The sequence below is a fragment of the Bradyrhizobium sp. dw_411 genome (genome assembly GCF_018449695.1).
Classification (GTDB): Bacteria; Pseudomonadota; Alphaproteobacteria; order Rhizobiales; family Xanthobacteraceae; genus Bradyrhizobium.
Map to the genome: position 1 here is coordinate 50,759 of NZ_JAAVUY010000014.1, position 23,699 is coordinate 74,457.

The window sequence follows — 23,699 nt, forward strand, 5'->3', positions numbered from 1 at the left end:
AGATTCCGGGTCTGGTCCTTCGGACCATCCCGGAATGACGGAAGGTCCGTCAATGCGACAAGATCTTCGACAGAAATTTCTGCGCCCGGTCGCTGCGCGGGCTGCCGAAAAAATCGGTCTTGGGTGCGTCCTCGACGATCTCGCCCTGGTCCATGAAGATGACGCGATTGGCGACCTTGCTGGCAAAACCCATCTCGTGGGTGACGACCATCATGGTCATGCCCTCGCGCGCGAGATCGACCATCACGTCGAGCACCTCGCTGATCATTTCAGGGTCGAGCGCCGAGGTCGGCTCGTCGAACAGCATCGCGATCGGATCCATCGCCAGCGCCCGGGCGATCGCGACGCGTTGTTGCTGGCCGCCGGACAGTTCGGCGGGAAATTTCCGCGCATGATCCTTGAGGCCAACCCGATCCAAGAGCTTGGCCCCCTTGGCCATCGCGTCCTCATGCGACCGGCCCAGCACCTTTTCCTGCGCGAGACACAGATTCTCGATGATCTTCAGATGCGGGAACAATTCAAAATGCTGGAACACCATGCCGACGCGGGCGCGCAACTTCGGCAGGTCGGTCTTGGGATCATTGACCTTGATGCCGTCGAGGACGATTTCGCCGCTCTGGAACGGCTCCAACGCATTGACGCATTTGATCAGCGTCGATTTTCCGGAGCCCGAGGGACCGCACACCACCACCACCTCGCCCTTGGCGACACTGGTAGTGCAGTCCTTCAGCGCCTGAAAGCCGGTTCCGTACCATTTGTCGACATGGCTGATCTCGATCATGGAGCCTCGCTAATGGACAAAGGCGATGCGCGCCTGAAGGCGCCGCACGCCAAACGACGCGATACAGGAAATGGCGAAATAGACCACGGCAGCGAACAGATACATTTCGACCAGCCGCCCGTCGCGCTGCGCGACCTTGCTGGCTGCTCCCAGGAAATCGGGTATCGACAGCACATAGACCAGCGAAGTATCCTGGAACAGCACGATGGTTTGGGTCAGCAGTACCGGAAGCATGTTGCGAAACGCCTGCGGCAGCACGACGTAGCGCATGGTCTGGCTGTAGGTGAGACCGAGCGCCTGCGCCGCGGCGGGCTGGCCTTTCGAAATTGACTGGATGCCGGCGCGCATGATCTCGGAGAAATAAGCCGCCTCGAAAATAATGAAGGTGACGAGCGAGGACGTGAACGCCCCGACGCGCATCGGCCGCGACGATCCGGTCAACCATTGTCCGATGTAAGGTACGAGAAAGTAGAACCAGAAGATCACCAGCACCAGCGGCAACGACCGCATCAAATCGACATAGATGCCCGCGAACCAGACCAGCGGCTTTGAGCCCGACAGCCGCATCAGCGCCAGCAGCGTTCCGAACACCAGCGCGCCGACGGTGGCGAGACCGGTCAGTGTCAGCGTAAACGTCATGCCATCGAGAAACAGATAGCTTAGGGAGCGGCGGATGACGTCAAAGTCGAAATTGGCGAACATGGCTGGCTATTTCCCCGTGATGTAGCCGGGGATCGCCACGCCGCGCTCGACAAAGCGCATGGCGACGGCAACGACGATATTGACCAAGAGATAAAGCACCGTCGCGGCGGTGAAGGCCTCGAACACCTGAAAGGAAAATTCCTGCATCGCGCGCGCCTGTGCGGTCAGTTCGATCAGGCCAATCGTAATCGCCACCGAGGTATTTTTGACGGTCGAGAGGAATTCCGAAGTCAGCGGCGGCAGCACGATGCGAAACGCCATCGGCAACAGCACATAGCGATAGGTTTGCGCCGTGGTCAGCCCGAGCGCGGTCGCGGCCAACTTCTGGCCGCGCGGCAGCGATCCGATACCGGACCTCAGTTGCTCGGCGACCCGCGCCGACATGAACAATCCGAGCCCGATCGTCGCTGTAAAGAAAGGCGCGTTGGGCATTTGCTTCAGCCACAAGCCCCACGCGTTCGGCAGGACTTCCGGCAGAACGAAGAACCAGAGAAACAACTGCACCAAGAGCGGCATGTTGCGGAAGAATTCCACGTAGAGGAAGCCGATCCGCGACGCGGTCTTCGACGGCAGCGTCCGTAATACGCCGACAATCGATCCGCAGATCAGGGCAATGATCCAGGCACAGATCGCGGTCTCGATCGTCAGCAGCAGTCCAGACAGCAGCATATCGAGATAGGTGCCGGTCCCGTTAGGGGCCGGCTCCCAGAAGATGCGCCAGTTCCAATGATAGTTCACACCGGCTCCCGCCCCTTACAGCCGCGCCGCGATTGGCCAAGACCAAGCCATCAAGGCCATGCTAGCAAGCTTATTCTATCAAGAATATGCAACGACCGGGCCATCGTACGCACCGGGAATTCCTACATCGCCTTGTAGGAATCAGGATCGGCCGAGTCTGTGGGTTTGGCGAATGCTTTTTTCAGCTCGGCGCCAATCGGGACATTGAGATTCAAGCCCTTGGGCGGGATCTTCTGCATCAGCCATTTGTCGTACAGCTTCTGGCCTTCCGGGCTCTGGTACAGCGCGGCGGTGGCCTCGTCGGCCACCTTCTTGAAGGCCGGGTCGTCCTTGCGCAGCATGATGCCGTAAGGCTCCGGCTTGTAAAATGCCTCGGTGGAAATGACATAGGCATCCGGATTTTTCGATCCAGCGACGAAACTGGCAAGCAGAATATCGTCCATGACCGCCGCCACCGCTCGATCGGTCTCGATCAGCAGGAACGATTCGGCATGTTCCTTGGCCGGGACGATATTGATGCCGAGGTTGCGGGCGGCATTCACTTCCGTGAGTTGCTTGATGTTGTTGGTGCCCGAGGTCGAGGCCACCGTCTTGCCCTTGAGGTCTTCGATCGAATTGAGCTTGCTGGCCTTCTTCGAGACGAAGCGGGTTGCCGTCAGGAAATGCGTATTGGTGAAGGAGACCTGTTTCGAACGATCGGGGTTGTTGGTGGTCGATCCGCATTCGAGGTCGATGGTCCCGTTGGCCAACAGCGGAATGCGGGTCGACGACGTCACCGGATTGAGTTCGACTTCGAGCTTGTCGAGCTTGAGCTCCTTCTTCACGGCCTCGACGATCTTGTAACAGATATCGATCGCGAGACCGACCGGCTTCTGATTGTCATCCAGATAGGAAAATGGAATCGAGGAGTCGCGATAGCCGATCGTGATCGTGCCGGTTTCATTGATCTTCTTGAGCGTCCCGGTGAGTTCCTCGGCACCGGCTTGCGCGGCACAAAAAGCCGCAGCAAGCACCAGGCCCATCACGTGCAGCCGTTTCATTCGTACTCTCTCCTCAACTTCGATGACTGCGGCAAACCATGCACAATTCGGGCCGGAAAAGCCGATCAGCTCACATCGCCTTGTAGGAATCGGGATCGGGCGAATCCGACGGCTTGGCGAATTCGTTCTTCAATTCGGGGCCAAGCGGCACATTCAGATTGAGACCCCGGGGCGGAATCTTCTGCTGGAACCACTTCTCATACAGCTTGGGACCCTCAGTGCTCTGGTAGAGCGCCGCGGTGGCGCCATCGACCACCTTCTTGAAGGCTGGATCGTCCTTGCGCAGCATGATCCCATAGGGCTCCGGCTTCGAGAACGCGTCGGTGGAAATGATATAGGCCGCAGGCTCTTTCGACCCGGCGACCAGGCTGGCGAGCAGGATGTCGTCCATCACAAAGGCCACCGCACGATCGGTCTCGACCATCAGGAAGGCTTCGGCATGATCCTTGGCCGGGATGATGTTGATGCCGAGGTTGCGCGCCGCATTGGCTTCATTGAGCTGCTTGATGTTGGTGGTGCCGGAGGTCGAGACCACCGACTTGCCTTTGAGGTCGTCAATCGAGCCGATCTTGCTGGCCTTCTTCGAGACGAAGCGGCTCGCGGTCAGAAAATGCGTGTTGGTGAAGGCGATCTGCTTCTGGCGGTCGGCGTTGTTGGTGGTCGAGCCGCATTCGAGATCGATGGTGCCGTTGGCCAGCAGGGGAATGCGGGTCGAGGAGGTCACCGGATTGAGCTTGACCTCGAGCTTGTCGAGCTTGAGTTCTTTCTTCACGGCGTCGACAATCTTGTAACAAATGTCCATCGCAAAGCCGACCGGCTTCTGGTTGTCATCCAGATAGGAAAACGGAATTGAGGAGTCACGAAAACCGAGCGTGATCGCGCCGGTCTCCTTGATGTTCTTCAGCGTCCCGGTGAGCTCCTGGGCGCCGGCCTGTGTCCCACAGAACGCAATGGCGAGCGCATAGCCAAACATATGCATGCGGTTCATACGTGTTCTCCTGCTTGTCGGGTATGGATTGCTTGAGAAATTGCCTTGGGACGAGCGTGAAGTAACGGGTCTAGGATAACGGAAAAACTGTTCATGTATGGTCCGAACGTCGGGATGTCGCAAGACGCCTTTGGATGCAGACAAGCCGGCTGCGCCACTCGGTCACGCCCCATGCGAGGCCGCGGACGACAACGCGCGCGGCATCTCGCCCAAATCCCAGAACAGGCCGGCCATGATGCCCAGCGCCTCCTCGGTGACCGACAATAGAATGTGCTCGTCGGGCGCGTGCTGGGAGCAGCCGGGATAGGAGTGCGGCACCCACATCGTCGGCAAGCCCAGTGCATCGGAAAACACGTCATTGGGCAGCGAGCCGCCGAAATTCGGCAGCACCGCCGGCGCCTTTCCCGTGGTTTTTCTAATTGATTCCGCGGTCCAGTTGACCCAGGGGCTTTCGAGATCGGTTCGCGACGCCGCAAACCGTTGCGTCGCCTGCACCTCGATCATCGGAAAACCTTTGCCGTGCAGATGAGCCCGGATCACATCGGCGATGTTGTCGACCTTGGTGCCGACCACGAAGCGAAGCTGCAGCACGGCTTGCGCGCGCCCCGGAATCGCATTGGCCGTTTTGTCGATATTGCCGGCGGACATCGCCAGCACTTCCAGCGTATTCCAGGCATAAAGCCGCTCGGCCGCCGACAGACCTTCCTCACCCCAATTGTCCGAGAGAGCCGGTTCATCCGGCATCGGCTCGATCTTGACGTCAGCCAGCGCCGCGCGGATCTGGTTGGACAGCCGTGGTGGCTTCAATTGCTCGACCAGCAGGCGTCCGTTGCCATCGACCAGCGTCGCGATCGCGCTGGCCAGAATGGTCGCGGGATTGGCAAGCACACCGCCCCAATTGCCGGAATGATGCGAGCCCTCGCGCAGATTCACATCCAGATGAATCCGGATGCCGCCGCGGCAGCCGAGAAACAAGGTCGGACGTTCCGCAGATAGCCGCGGTCCATCCGATGCCAGAAACAGATCGGCGGAAAGCTCATCGCGCAGGGATTCGCACACCTGGCGCAGATCCGGCGAGCCGATCTCTTCCCCGGTCTCGACGATGAATTTGGCGTTGAAGCCCAGCCGGCCGCCACGCGCCTCCCGCACCGCGCGAAGGGCTGACAGGTTGATGCTGTGCTGACCTTTATTGTCAGCGGTGCCTCGGCCGTAAACCCTGTTGCCCACCGTCGTGGTCCGCCAGGGATCGAGGTTGTCCCGCCATTCTCCAACCATGCCATCGACAACATCGCCGTGCCCATACATGAGGACCGTCGGCGCCGATGAGCTCTCCTTATACTCGGCCAGAAGATAAGGCCCCTTGCCACCGGGCGATTCGATCAGCCGGGTCGTGAAATCCAGCTTTGAAAAAGCCGGCTGCAGGTCCTGTTCGAGATAGGCGCGCAACACATCGCCCCGTTCGGGGTTCTGGCTTTCGGTTTGAAACGCCACGCGTCGATCGAGTTCGGCGAGAAACGCGCCGGAATGAAGCTCGTGATGGGCCCGGGCGATGGCGTCGGCTCTGGTCATTTCTTGCTGTCCTGGTATCCCGGTCGCGTTGCCTGGATTTCAATCAGCGTATCGGGATACGGCGCATGCCGAAAGTGGCCACAACGCCATGAATGGGCCTTGCCAAACTGCGCCGGAATGCAACAATTTCGGCCACAGCCCGGCGCTCGATCGGGCGAACTCCTGGGAGAATTCCATGAAAACGATCCTGCGCGCTTCCATCGTCTGTATGTTGTTTGCGGGTTCCGCTGTCGCGCTGACCGGCGAGCGCTTCGCCACGATTCCGCTCGACAAAATGACAACAGCCCAGCGCAGCGTGGCTGATGCGATCATGTCCGGGCCCCGGAAATCGATCGGCGGCCCATTCAATGCGTGGCTGCGCAGCCCTGAGCTTGCGGACCGGCTGCAGAAGGTCGGCGAATATATCCGGTTCAACACCTCGCTCGACAAGCGCGTCAACGAGATGGCGATCATCATGACCGCGCAGGCCTGGGGCTCGCAATATGAGTGGCACGCCCATGCGCCGCTGGCGCTCAAGGCCGGCCTCGATCCCGCCATCGTCGCCGCAATCGGCGCCGGACGAAAGCCCGACAATATGAAAGACGACGAGGCGATCGTGTGGGAATTTTCTACTCAGTTGCGGCGTGACCACGGCGTCGATGACGCGATCTACGCCAGGGCGCTGGAAAAATTTGGCGAAGCCGGCATCATGGATCTGGTCGCGGTCAACGGCTATTACGAAGTGGTCTCGATGACGCTCAACGTCGCGCGCGTCCCGGCGCCCGCCGGCGAGGAATTGCCGTTCAAGCAGGCGGGAAAATAGTCTATCCGTCTGAGCGTCGGCGCGCGGCACCCTGCCGGGCGGCGGCGCTGTGAGAAGTGCGAGATCATGAAGAAGCAAATCCGGCTCAACGCCTTCGCGATGAATTGTGTCGCGCATCAATCGCCGGGGCTGTGGACCCATCCGCGCGACCGCACCAATGATTATAACCGGCTGCCATACTGGATCGATCTCGCCAAAATACTGGAGCGCGGGCGGTTCGACGGCCTGTTTCTCGCCGATGTGCTCGGGGTCTATGACGTGTTCGGCGGCAGTCCGGATGCGGCGCTGCGCAACGCGACGCAGACGCCGGCGAACGAACCGCTGATGCTGATCCCGGCGATGGCCGCCGTCACCGAACATCTCGGCTTCGGCGTGACTTCAAACCTGTCCTATGAGCCGCCCTATTCGTTCGCCCGGCGAATGTCGACGCTCGACCATCTCACCGAGGGGCGGGTTGGCTGGAATGTCGTCACGGGTTACCTCGACAGCGCGGCGCGCGGCGCCGGCAAGGACAAGCAGACCGGGCATGACGACCGCTACGATGTCGCCGATGAGTATATGGAAGTGGTCTACAAGCTCTGGGAAGGAAGCTGGGAGGACGACGCGGTGTTGCGCGACCGCGCTAGCGGCATTTTCACCGATCCCGCAAAAGTTCATCGCGTCCGGCATGAGGGAAATAATTACCGGCTCGATGCCATTCACCTCAGCGAACCGTCGCCGCAACGAACGCCCGTGCTGTACCAAGCCGGCACCTCGCCGCGCGGACGGCAATTCGCCGCCGAGCATGCCGAATGCGTCTTCATGTCGGGTCCCTCGGCTAAGATCATCGCGCCGCGCGTCGCCGGCATTCGCGAACTCGCCGCGAAAGCCGGACGCAACCCGGCTGAAATCCTGATGTTCAGCATGTTCACCATTATTCTGGGGCGAACGGAGGCTGAAGCCAAAGCCAAATACGACGACTATGTCAGTCACGTCAGCGCCGAAGGTGCGCTCGCGCTGATGTCCGGCTGGACCGGTGTCGATTTCTCCACCTACGATCTCGATCAGGAAGTGCGCCACGTCCAGAACGACGCCGGCCGCACCGCGATGGACAACATCACCCGCGCCGATCCCGACCGGGTCTGGACCGTGCGCCAAGTCGCACAGCATGTCGGCATCGGCGGCATCGGCCCTGTCGTGGTCGGTACGCCGGAAACCGTTGCCGATGCTATTGAAGCATGGGTCGATCAAACCGATGTCGATGGCCTGAATGTCGCATTCGCGATTTCGCCTGGCGATTTCGAGGACATCGTCGAGATGCTGGTGCCGGAACTGGTTCGGCGCGGGCGTTACAAGGACGCCTACGCCAAGGGAACGCTGCGTGAAAAGCTGTTCGGCCAGGGCCGCGCGCGCCTCACCGCGCCGCATCCGGCGGTGCAGTATCGGCCAGTATAGCTCTTGTAGGGTGGGCAAAGGCGCCCTTGCGCCGTGCCCACCTCTTTTATCGCTGGTGGGCACGCTGCGCTTTGCTCACCCTACGAAATTCGATTCGAGACGGCTCACACCGTCCCGTCGACCACCACCTCGATCAATTTCGCGCCGGGCCGGCTGAACGCCGACTTGAGCGTCGGCCCGACATTCCCGGGGTCGGTGACACGCGTTGCCTCGAGCCCGAGCGATTTCGCCATCCCGACAAAATCCACCGGGGGATCGACAAAATCCATGCCGACATAATGATCGTCGCCGTGAAACGCGAGCAGCCGCTGCTTGATGATGCGATAGCCGCCATTGTTGGCGATCACGACCGTCAACGGCAGCTTGTGATGCGCAGCGGTCCACAGCGCCTGGATCGAATACATCGCGCTGCCATCACCCGAAAAACACACCACCGGCCGGTCCGGATTGGCGAGGCTGACGCCGACCGAAGCCGGCAATCCCCAGCCGATGCCGCCCGAAGCCAGTGCATGAAAATCGTAGCGATCGCGATAGGGCCGCAGCGCCAATACCTGCCGCGAAGAGGTCAGGGCTTCATCGACAAGAATGGCATTGCCGGGCATCGCCTCGATCAATTGCAGTGTCAGCCATTCCGGATCGATCGGCGAACGATGGCTTGCCTTTAGAATTTTCTCGACCGCCTTAGCGCGATTGGCAGTCCAATTGTTGGCAGCGAGCGCGGCCATGCCTTGTTTGGCAAGCGCCTCAAGTGCAGCGCCACCGGCGGATTTGAGCACCGGGATCAGCGCACGCAGGGTTTCCCGCACATCGGCCTTGAGCGCGATCTCGGCGCCGAAATTCTTGGCGATGTCCCAATCGACGAGACCGATCTGCACCACTGGCATGCCTTCCGGCAGCGGATCGGTTTCACTATGCACCGACATCCGCAGCGGATCCGCGCCGAGCGCGATCATCAGATCGTAAGGTGCTAACGTCTCACGCACCTGCGTCTGCGAGCGCGTCAGCGCGCCCATGAAGCAGGGGCTCTCCGAGAGAAAATGCGAACCGTAGGGCGCGGACTGCTGATACGCCGGACAACCCAGCACTTCCGCCAGTGCGGCGGCCTCCTTCAGCGCGTCGCTCTTGACGATTTCATCGCCGGCAATGATGACCGGCCGTTCCGCTTTGAGGATGCGTTGCGCCAGCGCCTGCAACGCTTCGTCGGAAGGTTTCACCCGCGTATCGATCCGCGTCGAACGACCGAGGTCTATGCCGGCTTCGGCATTGAGGATGTCTCCCGGCAGCGAGATGAATACCGGCCCGGTCGGCGGCGTGGTCGCGATCTTGGCGGCGCGGCGCACGATGCGCGGCAGGTCCTCAAGCCGCGTCACCTCGACGGCCCATTTCACCAGCGGTTCGGCCATGCGGACCAGCGGTCCGAACAGCAGCGGCTCCATCAACCCGTGGCCCTGCTCCTGCTGGCCGGCGGTCAGGATCATCGGCGTTCCCGTGAATTGCGCGTTGTAAAGCGAGCCCATCGCGTTGCCGAGCCCGGGCGCGACATGGACGTTGCAGGCGACGAGACGGCCCGACGCCCGGCTGTAGCCGTCGGCGATCGCAACCACCAGGCTTTCCTGCATCGCCATCACATAGGTGAGGTCAGGATGATCCTTCAGCGCATGCATGATCGGCAATTCGGTGGTGCCGGGATTGCCGAACAGATGCGTGATGCCCTCATCCTTCAGCAATGCGAGAAAGGCCGAGCGCCCGGTAATGCGATTCATCAAAATCTCCCCTTCCCGCGGTCGTCACGCCGTGATTCGCGCATCATGGCTGATGTCAGCCGATAAGATCAAGGAAACCAGCAAACCCGTAGCCCGGATGAGCGAAGCGACATCCGGGGCTTCACCATGTTTTCTTTCCCTCATCACTCTTCGTCATTCCGGGATGGTGCGTTAGCACCAGACCCGGAATCTCGAGATTCCGGGATCGATGCTACGCATCGCCCCGGAATGACGGCGTGTGATTCACGCTTTCTCCAACGCGTCATGAACGGGATAATCGGTATAGCCCGCCTCCTCGCCGCCGTAGAAGGTCGCCCTGTTGTACGGCGTCAACGGATATCCGTGTTGCAAGCGCCGTGGCAGATCCGGGTTGGAGATGAAGATACGGCCGAACGCAATTGCGTCGGCATGGCCGGCTGCAATCGCGGCTTCAGCGGTCTCGCCTGTAAAGCCGCCGGCCGTGATCAGCACGCCACGCCACATCGGGCGAAACAGCTCCATCGCTGACGGCACGTTCTGATGATTGACCTCGGCACGGCCGGCGCCGCTCGAGCGTGGCTCGATGAAATGCAGATAGGCCAAACCAAGCGGATCGAGCGCCTTGACGACATGGCTGTAGAGCGGCATCGGATCGGCCTCGCCGCTGCCATTGGCAATGCCATAGGGCGTCAATCGAACGCCGACGCGATTGGCGCCCCAGACATCGATCGCGGCCTGCGTGACCTCCAGCAGGAATCGCGTGCGGTTGGCGATCGAGCCGCCATATTGATCGGTGCGCAGATTGGTTTTCGATTGCAGGAATTGCTCGATCAGATAGCCGTTGGCGCCGTGGATCTCGACGCCGTCAAAGCCGGCCTTCAGTGCATTTGTTGCGCCCTGCCGGAACGCCTCGACCACCGCGGCAACTTCGGCGGTTTCAAGCGCGCGCGGCGTCTCATACGGCGCCATCTTGCCGTCGGCCGTCATCGCCATCATGCCCTCGACACTGATCGGAACGGCCGACGGCGCGACCGGCGGCCCGCCGCCCGGCTGGTGCGAGGAATGCGAGACCCGCCCGACATGCCAGAGCTGGAGAAAGATCACCCCGCCCTTGGCGTGAACCGCGTCGACGACCGCGCGCCATCCCGCGATTTGCTGCTCGGTATAGATACCCGGCACGGCGGGATTGCCGCGCCCCGCGGCCATCACGGGCGTGGCCTCGGCGATGATCAATCCGCCCGGCGTGGCGCGCTGCCGGTAATATTCCACGTTCAGCGGCCGCGGCGCGAAGCTCGATTTCTCGGACCGCATCCGTGTCAACGGCGCCATCACGACGCGGTGCGCAAGCGTGTAGGGACCGACCTGAAGTGGCGAAAACAACTTGGGATAATTCATTTCTGCCCCGGGATTTTGTGTTGGTCCCGATATGTAGCCGGTTCATGCGGTTCGCAAAAGAGCGGGAGGTGCGACCGAGGGTCTCCTATGCCGTTTCGTGATCTCTCAACGTCGTCCCGGCGAACGCCGGGACCCATACGCCGCGGCCTATCGTTCAAAGATGCTGTTCGACGACTTCGCGCAACACAACGCCCCGTGGCTATGGGTCCCGGCTCAAGGCCGGGACGACGATGCGTTCATATCATCGGCTGGAGTTCGGCGAGAAGCGGCTCCAGCAAGGCGCCATAGCTGTGGCGCCGTCCGATCGAACTCGTGTAGATCGGCCTTCTGACCTGAGCCGCACTCGAGGTGCGGACAATTCTCGTCGTCAAATAGAATTCAAGACATTGCGGATCCCAGGGCAGGCCGCAATGGGCGACGATGCGGCGCGCCACGCCCTCGACGTCGGCAACCGTGTCCTCGTAATGGACATCGAGGATACGTTGGGGCGGCAGCACCCGGTGCCAATGCCGCATCAGGGCTTCATAATGCCGGTAGTAGCGCCCAAGTTCAGCGAGATCATAGGTCTGGAAATTGCCTTCCGTGAACAGCTTGGAGAAACAGGAGATGCAGGTATCTACGGGATCCCGGACGGCATGAATGATGGTCGCATTGGGCAATGCGAGATGAATCAGTCCGGCAAATGCAAAATTGGCAGGCATTTTATCCGTGACATGAGACGCCGCCGGGGCCAACTGCTGGACTCCGGCCAGATAATGCCGGCCGAGTTCGCGAAAATGTTCGTCCGACATATGCAAGGCGATCTCCGGATAGGCCGGTGTCTCCCCGATCGAAGCCTGGATATCGAACACCGCCCGATCCAGCAGCTTTAATTCTCCGGCGCCGTAAATCTGAGGGTGGCTCGCCAGGATCTGCTCGATAAGGGTCGTTCCCGACCGCGGCATTCCCACAATGAAGATCGGCTTGGCCGAGGGCTCGCCGGCGCTTTTCGCGGCACCCATGAATGCCGGTGTAAACACCTGCTGCACACGGTCGATAAGCCCCAACACCGCGGCATCTTCATATTCGATGCGGCCGCGCTTGAGCTTGTTGCCTGCCAACAGCCGCCCGAACTCGTCTTCCGGCCGGCCGATGTCCGCATAAGCCTTGGCCAAGGCAAAATGCAGATCGATCTGCTTGGCGATCGGCAGGGACGCTTCATCCTCCGACAACGCTTCCAGCGCCGTCAGGAAGCGATCGCCATTCGTGTATTTGATGAGTTCGCCCAGTTGACGAAAGTAGGCGGGCTCTCGCGGCGCCAGCGCGATGGCCCGTTCAGACGCTTCGCGGGCTTCGGTCAACCGGCCAAGATCCATCAAGGCGACGCTGAGATTGTGATGTGGCCCGGCCAGAGCGGGTTTCAGCGCGATCGCACGCCGCGTGGCCACCTCCGCCTCATGATGCCTGTTCAGCGCGATGAGAGCGTTTCCGAGATTGAAATGGGCCTCGGCGCAATCCGGATCGCGCGCGACAGCCCGCCGCATCACATCCTCGGCTTCATCATGTTTACCGAGATCGACAAGCACTTTCCCGAGATTGCACAGGGATACGATATGATCCGGCTTGAGTTCGATAGCGTGCCGGATCACGGCCTCGGCTTCCTGCAGACGGCCGTAGTCAGTGAACACGATTCCGAGATTGCAATAGGCTTCGACATAATCCGGCTTGAGCGCGATGGCGCGCCGCAGCTCCCGCTCCGCTTCGCCTGTATGCCCAAGTTTTTGAAGAGCGCTGCCCCGGCCATTGATGGCGGCAACAAAGCTGGAGTCCAGGGCCAGGGCCTTGTCGTAATCCACCAACGCTTCGTCAATTCGGCCGAGCTCCTGCAGCAGATTGCCGCGATTGTTGAGCACTGTGGTCAAGCGGGGACTTAAGACCAGCGCCCGGTCGTAGCTCAAAAGCGCCGCTTCCGGCCGCTTGATGGCCGCCAATACGACCGCGCGATTATTGTGCGCCTCGACAAAATCCGGATTCAGCGAAAGGGCCGCATCAAAATTCGCAAGCGCCTCTTCAGGCCGATTCATACTCGTCAGCATCATGCCGCGGTTGTTAAGGACTTCAGCGGGATCGTGCGACGGCTTAGCCGTCCTGGCGTTGGCGCGGCGCTGATGACGGTTCGGCCGCATCGACGGCTCAATCGCAAGATGGCGCGTGGGACAACCGATCGGAAATTCTGCGAAGCAATCGATCGAATTCGGATCTGCTCATCTCCACCGTGACATCATCGGCACTGAAGGCAGGATCCGTAATGAAATTCAATTCGACCAGATCGCCTTTCAGAGCCGGCGTACCGCTTACCGATCGATAGACTATTCGTTTTCGCATGATGATATCGGCCGCGCGATGATCGGACGCCATGCGGTCACATCGTGACGTCAGAGCGCTGAATGGAATGGAAAGTTGCGTTTTCACGAATCACGCCAACACGAACATGAGCGTAAGGACGCTCCATCGGGTGACGAGTTAAATTATGGTTAGACGCGGCTCGCGCATCGCGACGCAGAAACAAATGGACGCACAAGCCGAGCGGAATTAATTTCCCGTTCGCAGCGAAGAACACGCGATGGCGCAAGGCTTTGACGAAATCAGATAACGCTTGCGCACGGCTTGAGCGCCATACCGTCGAAATCACGGAAACATATTGAAGTAAAAAAGTGCGAAGCTACGATCTCATTCGAAAGGCCGCAGTAAGGCTGATCCCGGCTTTTGCGGATGCAAGGCACACGCGCCGACTTCCCGCCGCAACGATATTCCCGACGCCGCGATAATGGCTGTTAATCGATCACCTCGCGCGCGCAGCGTCGGCGGGATCGATTGTCAGCCCCGTTGCGATTTCGTCAAAGTTGACCGAATTACCCGGCACGCATGCATGGCCGGGGCCGTATTGGGAGGATGCCTGCATCAAAATCAGAGGGAACCTGGCCTCGAAACATCGAGAAATGCAACTTGTGTTTTGGCCCTCGATGCGTTCTAAGCCACCTTATCTCCAACTCACACATAGGCTGCTATAATGGCTAAAATGACCAAGACCCAATTGATTGATGCGATTGCAGAGGGTACGCAAATTTCCAAAAATGACGTCAAGGCCGTCATCGAGCACATGGCGACGGTGGGTTACAAAGAACTGAACGAGTCCGGCGAATTCGTTATTCCCGGTTTCGCGAAAATGTCGGTGGTGAACAAGCCCGCGACCGAAGCCCGCAGCGGCATCAATCCTTTCACCAAGGAGCCGATGGAATTTGCAGCCAAGCCGGCCAGCAAATCCGTCAAGGCATCGCCGTTGAAGGTGGCCAAGGACGCAGTTTAGGGTACGCTGTTTAAAGGACGCCGTGTATATCGGCGCATGATCGGCGGAAGGCCTCAATTGAACGCCATTCCGCCGCTCAAAGCGATCGTCTGACCAGTCATATAGGCATTGCCGATCAGCAACATGACCGCCTGCGCCACTTCGTCGGATGTTCCGAAGCGGCCGAGCGGTATCCGGGCGACGAGCGCCTGCTGGTCTTTCATCATGTCGGTCTCGATGAGCGAGGGGGCTACGGCGTTGACCGTAATGCTTTCCTTGACGAGGCGGGCGGCATATCCGCGCGTCAGCCCTTCGATACCGGCTTTGGAGGCGTTATAGTGCGGGCCAATCGAGCCCGCACCACGCGCCGCGCCTGACGAAATATTGACGATACGTCCCCAATGTTTGCGCCGCATAGACGGCAACGCCGCCTGCGTGCATAGAAAAACCGACTTGAGGTTGACCTCGATGGTCCGGTCGAAATCAGCCTCGGTGAGGTCATCGATATTTCGCGTGATCGCGATGCCGGCATTGTTGACGAGAATATCGACCGGCCCGAACGCCTGCGCCGCCCGGCTAAACAGACCCGCGACGGCATCGCTCTGCGCAACGTCGGCGCCGATCGCGATCGCCCGGCCGCCTTCTTTCTCGATGGCTGCCACCAGCGACTGCGCGGCATCGGCTCGCTCCCGGTAATTGATCACGACCGCGGCTCCCGCCGCCGCGAGCGCGCGAACGACCGCAGCCCCGATACCGCGTGATCCGCCGGTCACAAGCGCGACGTGGTCATGGAGATTGGGTGACGTCATTGGATCGCTCCGTCGCATTCCGGGCCCCGTTTTCGGCACTCTAAAAGCCACCGGCGCGCGAGGCAACGGGCGTCCGCTCCGGACCATCGGCCGGGCGGCCAGGCTCTTATAAACGCGGTGATTGAACCTCGGCGCGTGATTGCGGGACCAAGTCTGGTAGGTATTCTCCATCACCACGCGAACTGCGATCGACCGCGCCAATCTCTGTTTAAGCATGATCTTTCGGAAAACCGGTTTCCACTTTTCCGGATCATGCTTCAAAGGACGCCACGACCATGAACCAGCGGGCCAGGACGACCGGGCTGACCGTCGCTTTCATCCTCGCTTTCGCTTTCCCGGTGGCAGCCGCGCCGGCGCCTGACGCCGCACAGATGCGCGCGAAGATTTCGGCCTATGTCGAGAACGCCCTCGCGACGCAAGGCGGATCCCGCATTGTGTTCAAGGTCGATTCCGATGCCTTGCGTGAAGCGATCGTGATGGATCTGCGCGATGAAGTATTTCAAATAGTGCATGACGGCCGCATCCCCTTTGCCGGGCTGGCGCTGCGCGACGGTGGCGTCGAAGTCCGGATCGCCAATGCCAACGACCGGCAAAAGGTCGCGAGCAAGCTCGTTCCGGCAACGCAGGCTCCGCCATCAACGCAAGCCACGCCAACTGTCACCGTTGCCGATAGCGGTGACGGCCTGATGCGGTTTATGCCGACGGATTCCCGATTCAATGGACGCCTGAACGAACTGCTCCAGCAGTCGATCGAGATGATCGCACAACGCCTGCGCGACAGCGGTATCAAGCTGGCCGACGCGCAGCCCGATGGAGCCGACCGCATTCGTGTCCTGCTGCCGGGTATCAGGGATCCCGAACGTGTGACCGCGATATTCAGCAAGCGAGCGCACGTCGCATTCCGCCTGGTCGATGAGTCGATGACATCAGCCGAGGCCCTGAAAGGCGCCCCGCCCCCGGCATCCGAAATCCTCTACCACTTCAAGAGCAACGAGCCTTATTTGGTCCTGAAGGAAATCGCGATGGGGGGTGACGATATCATCGACGTCTCGCCGGGGTTCGACCAGCGCTCCGACCAGCCGATCGCGACGTTCCGGTTCAACGGACGTGGCACAAAGCGCTTCGCCCACATCACCGAGGAAAATATCGGCAAGCCATTCGCTGTTGTCGCCGACGACAAGGTGCTCTCGGTGCCCGTCATCCGCGAGCCGATCCGGGGCGGCACGGGACAGATAGCGGGCAATTTCACGCTCGAAGAAGCCAACAGGGTCGCTATGCTGTTGCGCTCGGGAACGCTGCCCGGGCGGCTGAGTGTCGTCGATCAGCAGATGGTCGAGCCGGACGTCAATGCCAAAAAATAATCGCAGGCTTAAATAAAAAGCGGCGCCTCAAGTTACCTTGAAGCGCCGCTCTTTCTACCGGTCTTTCAATCAGGCGAGATCGAAGCGATCGGCGTTCATGACCTTGGTCCAGGCTGCGACGAAATCCTTCACAAACTTCGCCTTCGAGTCCGACGACGCATAGACTTCCGCCAGCGCCCGCAACTGCGAGTGCGAACCGAAGATCAGGTCGACGCGGGTGCCGGTCCACTTGACCGCGTTGGTCTTGCGGTCGCGCGCTTCGTAGACGCTGTCGGAGCTCGTCGGATGCCACTGCGTACGCATGTCGAGCAGGTTGGCAAAGAAGTCGTTGGTCAGCGTGCCCGGCTTGTCGGTGAAGACGCCGTGCTTGTCCTTGCCGGCATTGGCGCCGAGCACACGCAGGCCGCCAACCAGAACCGTCATTTCCGGCGCGGTCAGCGTCAGCAATTGCGCGCGGTCCACCAAGAGCTCCTCGACCGACATCAACTGCTTGCCGCGAACATAGTTGCGGAAGCCATCGACGGTCGGCTCGAGCGGAGCAAACGAATGAACGTCAGTCTGCTCCTGCGAAGCATCGGTGCGGCCCGGCGTAAAGGGCACCTTCACGTCCTGGCCAGCATCCTTGGCGGCCTTTTCGACCGCCGCACTGCCGCCGAGAACGATCAGGTCGGCGAGCGAGATTTTCTTGTCGCCCTTCTGCGCGCCGTTGAACTCCTTCTGGATACCTTCGAGCTTTGCGAGCACCTTGGCCAATTCAGCCGGCTGGTTGACGTCCCAGTCCTTTTGCGGCGCCAGACGAATGCGCGCACCGTTCGCGCCACCGCGCTTGTCGGAGCCGCGGAACGTCGACGCCGACGCCCAGGCGGTCGAGACCAGTTCGGAAACCGACAGGCCGGACGCCAGGATTTTTGCCTTTAGCGCCGTGATGTCAGCCTCGCTGACCAGCTCATGCTTGACCGCCGGAATCGGATCCTGCCAGAGCAGTTCTTCCTTTGGCACCAGCGGGCCGAGATAGCGCACGATCGGTCCCATATCGCGGTGGGTCAGCTTGTACCAGGCGCGCGCAAACGCGTCGGCGAACTGATCCGGATGCTGATGGAAGCGCCGCGAGATCTTTTCGTAGGCAGGGTCGATCCGCAAAGCGAGGTCGGTGGTCAGCATTGACGGCGCATGATGCTTCGACTTGTCGTGCGCATCCGGCACGGTCCCGGCGCCGCCGCCATTCTTCGGGGTCCATTGATGGGCGCCGGCCGGGCTCTTGGTCAGTTCCCATTCGTAGTTGAACAAATTGTCGAAGAAACCGTTGCTCCACTTGGTTGGTGTCGTGGTCCAGATCACTTCGAGACCGCTGGTGATCGCGTCACCGGCAATGCCAGTGGCGTACTTGCTCGACCAGCCGAGACCTTGCTGCTCGATCTCGCCGCCTTCCGGCTCCGGACCGACGAGGCTCGCATCGCCGGCGCCGTGGGTTTTGCCGAAGGTATGACCGCCGGCGATCAGCGCAACGGTTTCCTCGTCATTCATCGCCATGCGCGCAAAGGTCTCGCGAATGTCGCGGGCCGATGCGAGCGGATCTGGCTTGCCGTTCGGCCCTTCCGGATTGACGTAGATCAGGCCCATCTGCACCGCACCGAGATGGCCGTGCAGTTCGCGGTCGCCGGAATAGCGCTGGTCGTCCAGCCACTTGGCTTCCGGACCCCAATTAACATCCTGCTCGGGCTCCCAGACGTCGGCGCGGCCACCCGCAAAACCGAAGGTCTTGAAGCCCATCGATTCCAGCGCGACGTTGCCGGTGAGAATCATCAGGTCCGCCCAGGAGAGCTTGCGGCCATATTTCTGCTTGATCGGCCACAGCAGCCGGCGCGCCTTGTCGAGGTTGGCGTTGTCAGGCCAACTGTTGAGCGGCGCGAAGCGCTGCTGACCGGCTCCGGCGCCGCCGCGACCATCGCCGATGCGATAGGTGCCCGCGCTGTGCCACGCCATGCGGATGAACAGCGGCCCATAGTGACCGAAATCGGCCGGCCACCAATCCTGCGAGTCCGTCATCAAAGCGGTCAGGTCCTTGATCACCGCATTGAGATCGAGGGTCTTGAATTCCTTGGCATAGTCGAAGTCCTCGCCCATCGGATCGGACAGGTTCGACTGCTGGTGGAGGATCGTCAGATCCAGTTGCTGTGGCCACCAGTCACGGTTGGCGGGTGCGGGTTTGCCGCCTGAAAACGGGCATTTGGTTTTATCGTCCATAGTGAGCCTCCTGTGGTGTTGGTTCCACCCTGAGCCGTGTTTTTACGCAACGCAAGCCATCAGGTGAAATTGACTCTATTGATCGCTACAATAAGATAATCTGATGATCCATGCCACGCTAAAGCAGCTCCGTTATTTCGATGCGCTGTCACGTCATTGTCACTTCGGGCGCGCGGCGGAGGCCTGCGCAATCTCGCAGCCGGCGCTGTCGATGCAGATCAAGGAACTGGAGCAATTTCTGGGCGGCGTGTTGCTCGAGCGCGGCGCCCGGCAGATCAGGCTGACGAAATTCGGCGAAGAGGTCGCGCAGCGCGTTCGCGACATCCTGCGCTCGGTCGATGAACTCGGCGATTTCGCCCGCGCGTCGCACCACCAACTGGCGGGCCGGCTGCGCGTCGGCATGATCCCGACCATCGCGCCCTATCTGCTGCCAACCGTGATAGGCAACCTGACCCGGCTGCATCCGGAACTGGACATCCACGTTCGCGAGACGCTGACCCCAAAACTGATTCAGGAGCTCAGGGAAGGCCGGCTCGATACCGCGATCGTCGCGCTGCCGGTATCCGAGCCTTCGCTGACCGAGGTCGCCCTGTTTGCGGAAAATTTCCTGCTGGTGCGGCCGGGCGAAGCGGAGGGAACGCCGGTGCCCACCGTCAAGGCGCTGCGTGAAATGCGGCTGCTGCTACTCGAAGAGGGGCATTGCTTCCGCGATCAGGCGCTGTCGTTCTGCAATATGCATGCGTCGCCGCCGCGCGAGGTGCTGGACGCAAGCTCGCTGTCCACGCTGGTTCAAATGGTCAGCGCCGGGATCGGCGTCACGCTGATCCCGGAAATGGCGGTCGCGGTAGAGACACGCTCGGCGCCGGTGTCGGTCACGCGATTCAAGAACCCGCAGCCGTCGCGCACCATCGGGATGGTCTGGCGCAAAACCAGTCCGCTGGCCCGGCAACTGCTGCAGATTTCCGAAGTGATCTGTCTTTCAGCCGACACATTGCGCAAGCAGCGTACCTCCGGACCCGCCTCGCGCAAACCGGCGCGCTAGACAGCTTTATTGATCAGGAGACCTCATGTCCCATCCAGCCATGTCAGCCAGCAATGTCGCCGTCGTCACCGGAGGCGCGTCCGGATTGGGCCTCGCGGCCGCGATGCGGTTCGCTCGCCTCGGCATGAAAGTGTGCATCGCCGATCTCGGCGCTGACCGTATCGCGGACGCGGCGGCGAAATTGTCGGCGGCCGCGCCTGGCGGCAGCGCCGATATCATGGCGACGAGCGTTGACGTCAGCCAGGCCGATGCGGTGTCGAAGTTTGAAATCGCGGTACACGAGCGGTTCGGCGGCACGGATCTCCTGATGAACAACGCCGGCATTCAGCCAGGCAGCACGATGTTCGGGCCGGGTGACAACTGGCAGCGGATTCTCGGCGTCAATCTCTGGGGTGTCATCCATGGCTCGCAGATCTTCGCGCCGCGCATGATCGAACGCGCCCGGCCCGGCCTGATCATCAACACCGGCTCCAAGCAGGGCATCACCACGCCACCCGGCGATCCCGCCTATAATGTCTCAAAGGCCGGTGTGAAGGCTTTTACCGAAGCGCTGCAGCACGAATTGCGCAACACTGCCGGCGGCCACATCAGCGCGCATCTTCTGATCCCCGGCTTCGTCTTCACGGGCCTTACCGCCAAGGGCCGCACCGAAAAGCCGGCGGCGGCCTGGACGCCGGAGCAGACCATCGACTTCATGATCGAGCGGCTCGACGCCGGCGATTTCTATATCCTGTGTCCCGACAATGACGTGCCGCGTCGCCTCGACGAGCGGCGAATTCTCTGGGCGGCCGGCGATATCGTCGAAAATCGTGCGCCGCTATCGCGCTGGCATCCCGACTACGCCGAAGCCTTTGCAGCCTTTGTGAAGAAGTCGTAGTCCACTCTTATCGCGAACCGCCTGGGATCACCGTTCGAGCACATTGCCCTGCAGCGTGTCGAACACGCTGCCGCTGGCATGCTTGACAGGGGTAGACGTCGGAAGCGATGTTGCGGAACCCAGCACTTCACTCAAGGTCGGCCCGGCCGGGCCTTTTTGTTGCTGTTGCTGCTGCTGAGCCACCGCGCAGATTTTTTGCTGCATCGCCTCGGTGTTCTTGTGACCGTTTCTTAGCTGATCGGATATCTGCGGCGGGATCCCGCATTTGGCCGCGTGGGTCTCGACATATCTCAGCATCTTGGTTTCGGACTGGGCGAAATTCCCGATCAGCTTGCAAGCTTCCTCGGCCGGGGCGTGCCGATCGCTGGCAGCCTTGATCAGCTTGCCGCGCTTCTCGGCTTCCTGCCGCAGCGGCAAGAATCCTTGCATGCATTCGTCCGGGGCGCTTGCCTGTGGCTGAGCCGGGGAAAACGCGGAACTAACGGGCGCCGTTCCGCTGACGGGAAATGATGCCGACGGGGCACCTAGGGAAGCGACCGGGGCCGCACCATTGACCGGCGGAAAGGGATCGTTGGCCGCGAGCGTGGTACGGCCGGGCAACGGCGCCGGAAATGCACCTTGCGCGTTCACGGCGCCGCACTGAATAGTCAGGAGAATAGCCGCCAGCGGCATGATCAGGCGACGGCCGATCGAAACCTGTTCCACTTTCATCATTGGAACGCGATCCATTTGCTTTGGGAGCCTTCATGATCTCTCCAAAGGCTTAAAAAACCGTAGATTTGGCGCAACCTTTGGATCGCCGGGCAGCGAGTGGCGCGGCGGGAAACGCAAATCCGCACCTGTTGATACGACGGCTCCCAGTCGTCCCGTTCTGGCTTGGAATATGCATGCAGGTAAGCCCCGCAAGATAACGGCCGCGTGAGCTGACGGCTTACAGGGCAAAACAGGGACTTTCAGGTGCCGTCTTCCAGTTACTGGGTCGATCTGCTTGGCGCGCAGGTTAAATTCGTCGGGTCGCGTTACCGCACACGGATCATCGAAGCCGGAAGCGGCCCACCGCTGTTGCTGCTGCACGGCACCGGTGGACACGCGGAAAACTACATCCGCAATATCATGCCGTTCGCACGGCATTTTCGCACCATCGCCATGGATTTCCTTTGGCACGGCGCCTCCGACACCGGACATTTCGATCCCGAATTAATGCCGCCCCTGCTCGATCAAATTCAGGACGTGCTGGATTCTCTCTCGATCGACCGGACACACGTCGAAGGGCAGTCGCTCGGAGGATGGGTAGCAGCTCTTCTGGCGATGCGTCATCGCGATCGCGTGGAAAAACTGATCCTCACGACCGCCATGGGATACACGCCGGATGCCGGCACCCTGCCGGAATGGACTCCGCCTGACTTTGACAGACTGCGCGAGAGTTCACTCGATTGCTTGAGAAATCCGACGTTTGAGAGCGTGCGGGCACGCATTGCGCGCATCGTTCACGATCCCGCAGTACTCACCGATGAAGCCGTCGCGGTTCGTCACAGCTTCTATAACGACCCGGCGCTCAACCGCGCGCAACAAATGGTCATCACGAATTACCTTGGCGGCTCCGCACCGCAACGGCATGCCCTGACCGACGACAATTTGCAGACTATCGACGTGCCATGTCTGGTCTATTGGGGCGAGCACAATCTTACGCCTCCCGCGCTCGGGCGCCGGCTGGCGTCGCGTATCCCCTCCGCGCAATTCCATTGCGCCGCGAACACAGGGCACTGGGCGCAATTCGAGAATTTCGAAGAGCACAATCGCGTCGTTCTTGAATTCCTCAACCAAGCTTAGACAGACAGCCATAAGGGAAATCCATGTCTTACCGTTCTGCGCACAAACTTACGCTGGCTGGCGCGCTCGTTGCCCTGCTGGCGGCGACACAAGCGAAGGCCGCCGATCAAGTAAAGGTCGGCGTTTTTCCGGTCTCTTCAGCGCTGCCGTTTTTTGTCGCGGTTGAACGCGGATATTTTGCGGAACAAGGCATCGAGCCTGTCGCGACGCGCATGGCTTCGGGCACCCTGATCATTCAGAGCTTTCTCTCGGGCGATCTCGAAACTGCCGCCGCGCTCGTCACCACCGAAGCCTTCAACGTCAACCTCGTCACGAAAAATACCATTCTTTATCTCTCGATCAATGGCCAGAACGAAGAGAACCGCCAGGAGACCTTCGTCATTCGCAAAGGAATCGACGCCAGTTCAATCAAGGATCTGAAGGGCAAAGCCGCGAAAATCATGTCCGCATCCGGCCCTGCGAATGTGGCCTTTGCGAAAGCGGTGCTGAAAGCGAACGGCATGGAGGAAGGCAAGGATTACTCCATGACCGACCTGCCCGTGAACCTACACGTCAGCGCGATGACGGCAGGCACGTTCGATGCCGGCTATACGCTCGAACCGGCGGGCACCATGCTAAAGGCGAACGGCGGGGCCACCGAACTGGAAGGTGGCGTCGTCGCCACCTACATCCTGGGCCGCAAGGACGCGCTGGCGTTTGCGGCGGGCTCAGCGGTCACGACCAAATTCGTCAAAGAGAGGCCGGACGTTGCACGCCGCTACGCCATTGCGATGCGCAAGGCGATCGAGACGATCAACAAAGATCCAAGCGCTCGCGAGTCCCTCAAGGTCAATACGTCGGTGCCGCCGGAATTGGTCATGCAGGTCGGGGTGCCAAAGTTCGTGATGGTCGATCAGGCCACCGCACAGAACAAGGCTGACTTCCAGAAGTACATGGACTTCGCGACAGCACAGGGTGTCGTCAAAGGGCAAATCGACGTCACGCAATATCTGGTGACGCTCGACAAATAGGCATTCTCAC

The 23,699-nt window shown here is 60.7% G+C and carries 20 protein-coding genes; 8 read left to right on the forward strand and 12 right to left on the reverse strand.

From position 1 onward, the window contains the following. Window positions 1-49: 49 nt before the first annotated feature. The 6 genes from HB676_RS22965 to HB676_RS22990 form a co-directional block, all read right to left on the reverse strand. A complete protein-coding gene (locus tag HB676_RS22965; protein ID WP_213740643.1) occupies window positions 50-781 on the reverse strand; it encodes an amino acid ABC transporter ATP-binding protein in 732 nt (243 codons plus the stop codon). Window positions 782-790: 9 nt separating this feature from the next. Beyond that, the gene (locus tag HB676_RS22970) at window positions 791-1,483 is read right to left on the reverse strand and encodes an ABC transporter permease subunit (RefSeq protein ID WP_213740645.1); all 693 of its coding nucleotides are present in this window, start codon (window positions 1,481-1,483) and stop codon (window positions 791-793) included. A 6-nt stretch (window positions 1,484-1,489) separates the two neighbouring features. Then, window positions 1,490-2,221: an ABC transporter permease subunit gene (locus HB676_RS22975; RefSeq protein WP_213740646.1), complete on the reverse strand. Its 732-nt coding sequence runs from the start codon at window positions 2,219-2,221 to the stop codon at window positions 1,490-1,492. A gap of 122 nt (window positions 2,222-2,343) precedes the next feature. Beyond that, window positions 2,344-3,261 carry an amino acid ABC transporter substrate-binding protein gene (locus HB676_RS22980; protein ID WP_213740647.1) on the reverse strand — a complete coding sequence of 306 codons (918 nt, stop codon included), beginning with the start codon at window positions 3,259-3,261 and terminating at the stop codon, window positions 2,344-2,346. 70 nt (window positions 3,262-3,331) lie between these two features. Then, window positions 3,332-4,249, reverse strand: coding sequence for an amino acid ABC transporter substrate-binding protein (locus HB676_RS22985; protein ID WP_213740648.1), 918 nt, complete (start codon window positions 4,247-4,249; stop codon window positions 3,332-3,334). 162 nt (window positions 4,250-4,411) lie between these two features. Further along, a complete protein-coding gene (locus HB676_RS22990; protein ID WP_213740649.1) occupies window positions 4,412-5,818 on the reverse strand; it encodes a M20 family metallopeptidase in 1,407 nt (468 codons plus the stop codon). A gap of 175 nt (window positions 5,819-5,993) precedes the next feature. Between HB676_RS22990 and HB676_RS22995 the strand changes: the two genes are divergently transcribed. Together HB676_RS22995 and HB676_RS23000 are read left to right on the forward strand one after the other, a co-directional pair. Beyond that, a complete protein-coding gene (locus HB676_RS22995; protein ID WP_213740650.1) occupies window positions 5,994-6,620 on the forward strand; it encodes a carboxymuconolactone decarboxylase family protein in 627 nt (208 codons plus the stop codon). 66 nt (window positions 6,621-6,686) lie between these two features. Continuing rightward, window positions 6,687-8,054 (forward strand): LLM class flavin-dependent oxidoreductase, encoded by a 1,368-nt coding sequence (locus HB676_RS23000; RefSeq protein ID WP_213740651.1) that lies wholly within the window; start codon window positions 6,687-6,689, stop codon window positions 8,052-8,054. 104 nt (window positions 8,055-8,158) lie between these two features. Here HB676_RS23000 and HB676_RS23005 read toward each other — a convergent pair whose 3' ends face one another. From HB676_RS23005 to HB676_RS23015, 3 genes are all read right to left on the reverse strand, one after another. Then, window positions 8,159-9,820, reverse strand: a complete 1,662-nt coding sequence (locus HB676_RS23005; protein WP_213740652.1) for a thiamine pyrophosphate-binding protein — start codon at window positions 9,818-9,820, stop codon at window positions 8,159-8,161. A 240-nt stretch (window positions 9,821-10,060) separates the two neighbouring features. Beyond that, window positions 10,061-11,191, reverse strand: coding sequence for an alkene reductase (locus HB676_RS23010; protein WP_213740654.1), 1,131 nt, complete (start codon window positions 11,189-11,191; stop codon window positions 10,061-10,063). A 236-nt stretch (window positions 11,192-11,427) separates the two neighbouring features. Beyond that, window positions 11,428-13,356 (reverse strand): tetratricopeptide repeat-containing sulfotransferase family protein, encoded by a 1,929-nt coding sequence (locus HB676_RS23015; RefSeq protein ID WP_213740655.1) that lies wholly within the window; start codon window positions 13,354-13,356, stop codon window positions 11,428-11,430. A gap of 884 nt (window positions 13,357-14,240) precedes the next feature. Here HB676_RS23015 and HB676_RS23020 point away from each other — a divergent pair. Then, complete coding sequence (locus tag HB676_RS23020) at window positions 14,241-14,537, forward strand: HU family DNA-binding protein (protein ID WP_213740656.1); 297 nt, start codon at window positions 14,241-14,243, stop codon at window positions 14,535-14,537. Window positions 14,538-14,590: 53 nt separating this feature from the next. Here the strand turns inward: HB676_RS23020 and HB676_RS23025 are convergent, their stop codons facing one another. Next, entirely contained in the window at window positions 14,591-15,325 is a 735-nt protein-coding gene (locus tag HB676_RS23025; RefSeq protein ID WP_213740657.1) for an SDR family NAD(P)-dependent oxidoreductase, read from the reverse strand. A gap of 275 nt (window positions 15,326-15,600) precedes the next feature. On the opposite strand from HB676_RS23025, the gene HB676_RS23030 reads away from it, so the two are divergent. Continuing rightward, entirely contained in the window at window positions 15,601-16,686 is a 1,086-nt protein-coding gene (locus HB676_RS23030; RefSeq protein ID WP_213740658.1) for a preprotein translocase subunit SecD, read from the forward strand. Window positions 16,687-16,755: 69 nt separating this feature from the next. On the opposite strand, the gene katG is transcribed toward HB676_RS23030, so the two are convergent. Next, the gene (gene katG / locus HB676_RS23035) at window positions 16,756-18,930 is read right to left on the reverse strand and encodes a catalase/peroxidase HPI (protein WP_213740659.1); all 2,175 of its coding nucleotides are present in this window, start codon (window positions 18,928-18,930) and stop codon (window positions 16,756-16,758) included. Between the two features lie 103 nt (window positions 18,931-19,033). Here katG and HB676_RS23040 point away from each other — a divergent pair, with 103 nt between their 5' ends. Together HB676_RS23040 and HB676_RS23045 are read left to right on the forward strand one after the other, a co-directional pair. Beyond that, on the forward strand, window positions 19,034-19,972 hold the full coding sequence (locus HB676_RS23040; RefSeq protein WP_213740660.1) for a hydrogen peroxide-inducible genes activator: 939 nt from the start codon (window positions 19,034-19,036) through the stop codon (window positions 19,970-19,972). A gap of 25 nt (window positions 19,973-19,997) precedes the next feature. Beyond that, on the forward strand, window positions 19,998-20,849 hold the full coding sequence (locus HB676_RS23045) for an SDR family NAD(P)-dependent oxidoreductase (protein ID WP_213740661.1): 852 nt from the start codon (window positions 19,998-20,000) through the stop codon (window positions 20,847-20,849). 27 nt (window positions 20,850-20,876) lie between these two features. Here HB676_RS23045 and HB676_RS23050 read toward each other — a convergent pair whose 3' ends face one another. Then, entirely contained in the window at window positions 20,877-21,539 is a 663-nt protein-coding gene (locus HB676_RS23050; protein WP_213740884.1) for a hypothetical protein, read from the reverse strand. 267 nt (window positions 21,540-21,806) lie between these two features. Here HB676_RS23050 and HB676_RS23055 point away from each other — a divergent pair, with 267 nt between their 5' ends. Continuing rightward, window positions 21,807-22,679 (forward strand): alpha/beta hydrolase, encoded by an 873-nt coding sequence (locus tag HB676_RS23055; RefSeq protein WP_213740662.1) that lies wholly within the window; start codon window positions 21,807-21,809, stop codon window positions 22,677-22,679. A 23-nt stretch (window positions 22,680-22,702) separates the two neighbouring features. Continuing rightward, a complete protein-coding gene (locus HB676_RS23060; protein WP_213740664.1) occupies window positions 22,703-23,689 on the forward strand; it encodes an ABC transporter substrate-binding protein in 987 nt (328 codons plus the stop codon). Window positions 23,690-23,699: the final 10 nt, after the last annotated feature.

Bases quoted from the DNA above. Each gene is read 5' to 3' on its own strand.
- HB676_RS22980 (WP_213740647.1), bottom strand. From the start codon at position 3,261: ATGAAACGGCTGCACGTGATGGGCCTGGTGCTTGCTGCGGCTTTTTGT.
- HB676_RS23030 (WP_213740658.1), top strand. From the start codon at position 15,601: ATGAACCAGCGGGCCAGGACGACCGGGCTGACCGTCGCTTTCATCCTC.
- HB676_RS22970 (WP_213740645.1), bottom strand. From the start codon at position 1,483: ATGTTCGCCAATTTCGACTTTGACGTCATCCGCCGCTCCCTAAGCTAT.
- HB676_RS22995 (WP_213740650.1), top strand. From the start codon at position 5,994: ATGAAAACGATCCTGCGCGCTTCCATCGTCTGTATGTTGTTTGCGGGT.
- HB676_RS23025 (WP_213740657.1), bottom strand. From the start codon at position 15,325: ATGACGTCACCCAATCTCCATGACCACGTCGCGCTTGTGACCGGCGGA.
- HB676_RS23000 (WP_213740651.1), top strand. From the start codon at position 6,687: ATGAAGAAGCAAATCCGGCTCAACGCCTTCGCGATGAATTGTGTCGCG.
- HB676_RS23045 (WP_213740661.1), top strand. From the start codon at position 19,998: ATGTCCCATCCAGCCATGTCAGCCAGCAATGTCGCCGTCGTCACCGGA.
- HB676_RS23040 (WP_213740660.1), top strand. From the start codon at position 19,034: ATGATCCATGCCACGCTAAAGCAGCTCCGTTATTTCGATGCGCTGTCA.
- HB676_RS23060 (WP_213740664.1), top strand. From the start codon at position 22,703: ATGTCTTACCGTTCTGCGCACAAACTTACGCTGGCTGGCGCGCTCGTT.
- katG (WP_213740659.1), bottom strand. From the start codon at position 18,930: ATGGACGATAAAACCAAATGCCCGTTTTCAGGCGGCAAACCCGCACCC.
- HB676_RS23010 (WP_213740654.1), bottom strand. From the start codon at position 11,191: ATGAATTATCCCAAGTTGTTTTCGCCACTTCAGGTCGGTCCCTACACG.
- HB676_RS22990 (WP_213740649.1), bottom strand. From the start codon at position 5,818: ATGACCAGAGCCGACGCCATCGCCCGGGCCCATCACGAGCTTCATTCC.
- HB676_RS22965 (WP_213740643.1), bottom strand. From the start codon at position 781: ATGATCGAGATCAGCCATGTCGACAAATGGTACGGAACCGGCTTTCAG.
- HB676_RS22985 (WP_213740648.1), bottom strand. From the start codon at position 4,249: ATGAACCGCATGCATATGTTTGGCTATGCGCTCGCCATTGCGTTCTGT.
- HB676_RS23020 (WP_213740656.1), top strand. From the start codon at position 14,241: ATGGCTAAAATGACCAAGACCCAATTGATTGATGCGATTGCAGAGGGT.
- HB676_RS23015 (WP_213740655.1), bottom strand. From the start codon at position 13,356: ATGCGGCCGAACCGTCATCAGCGCCGCGCCAACGCCAGGACGGCTAAG.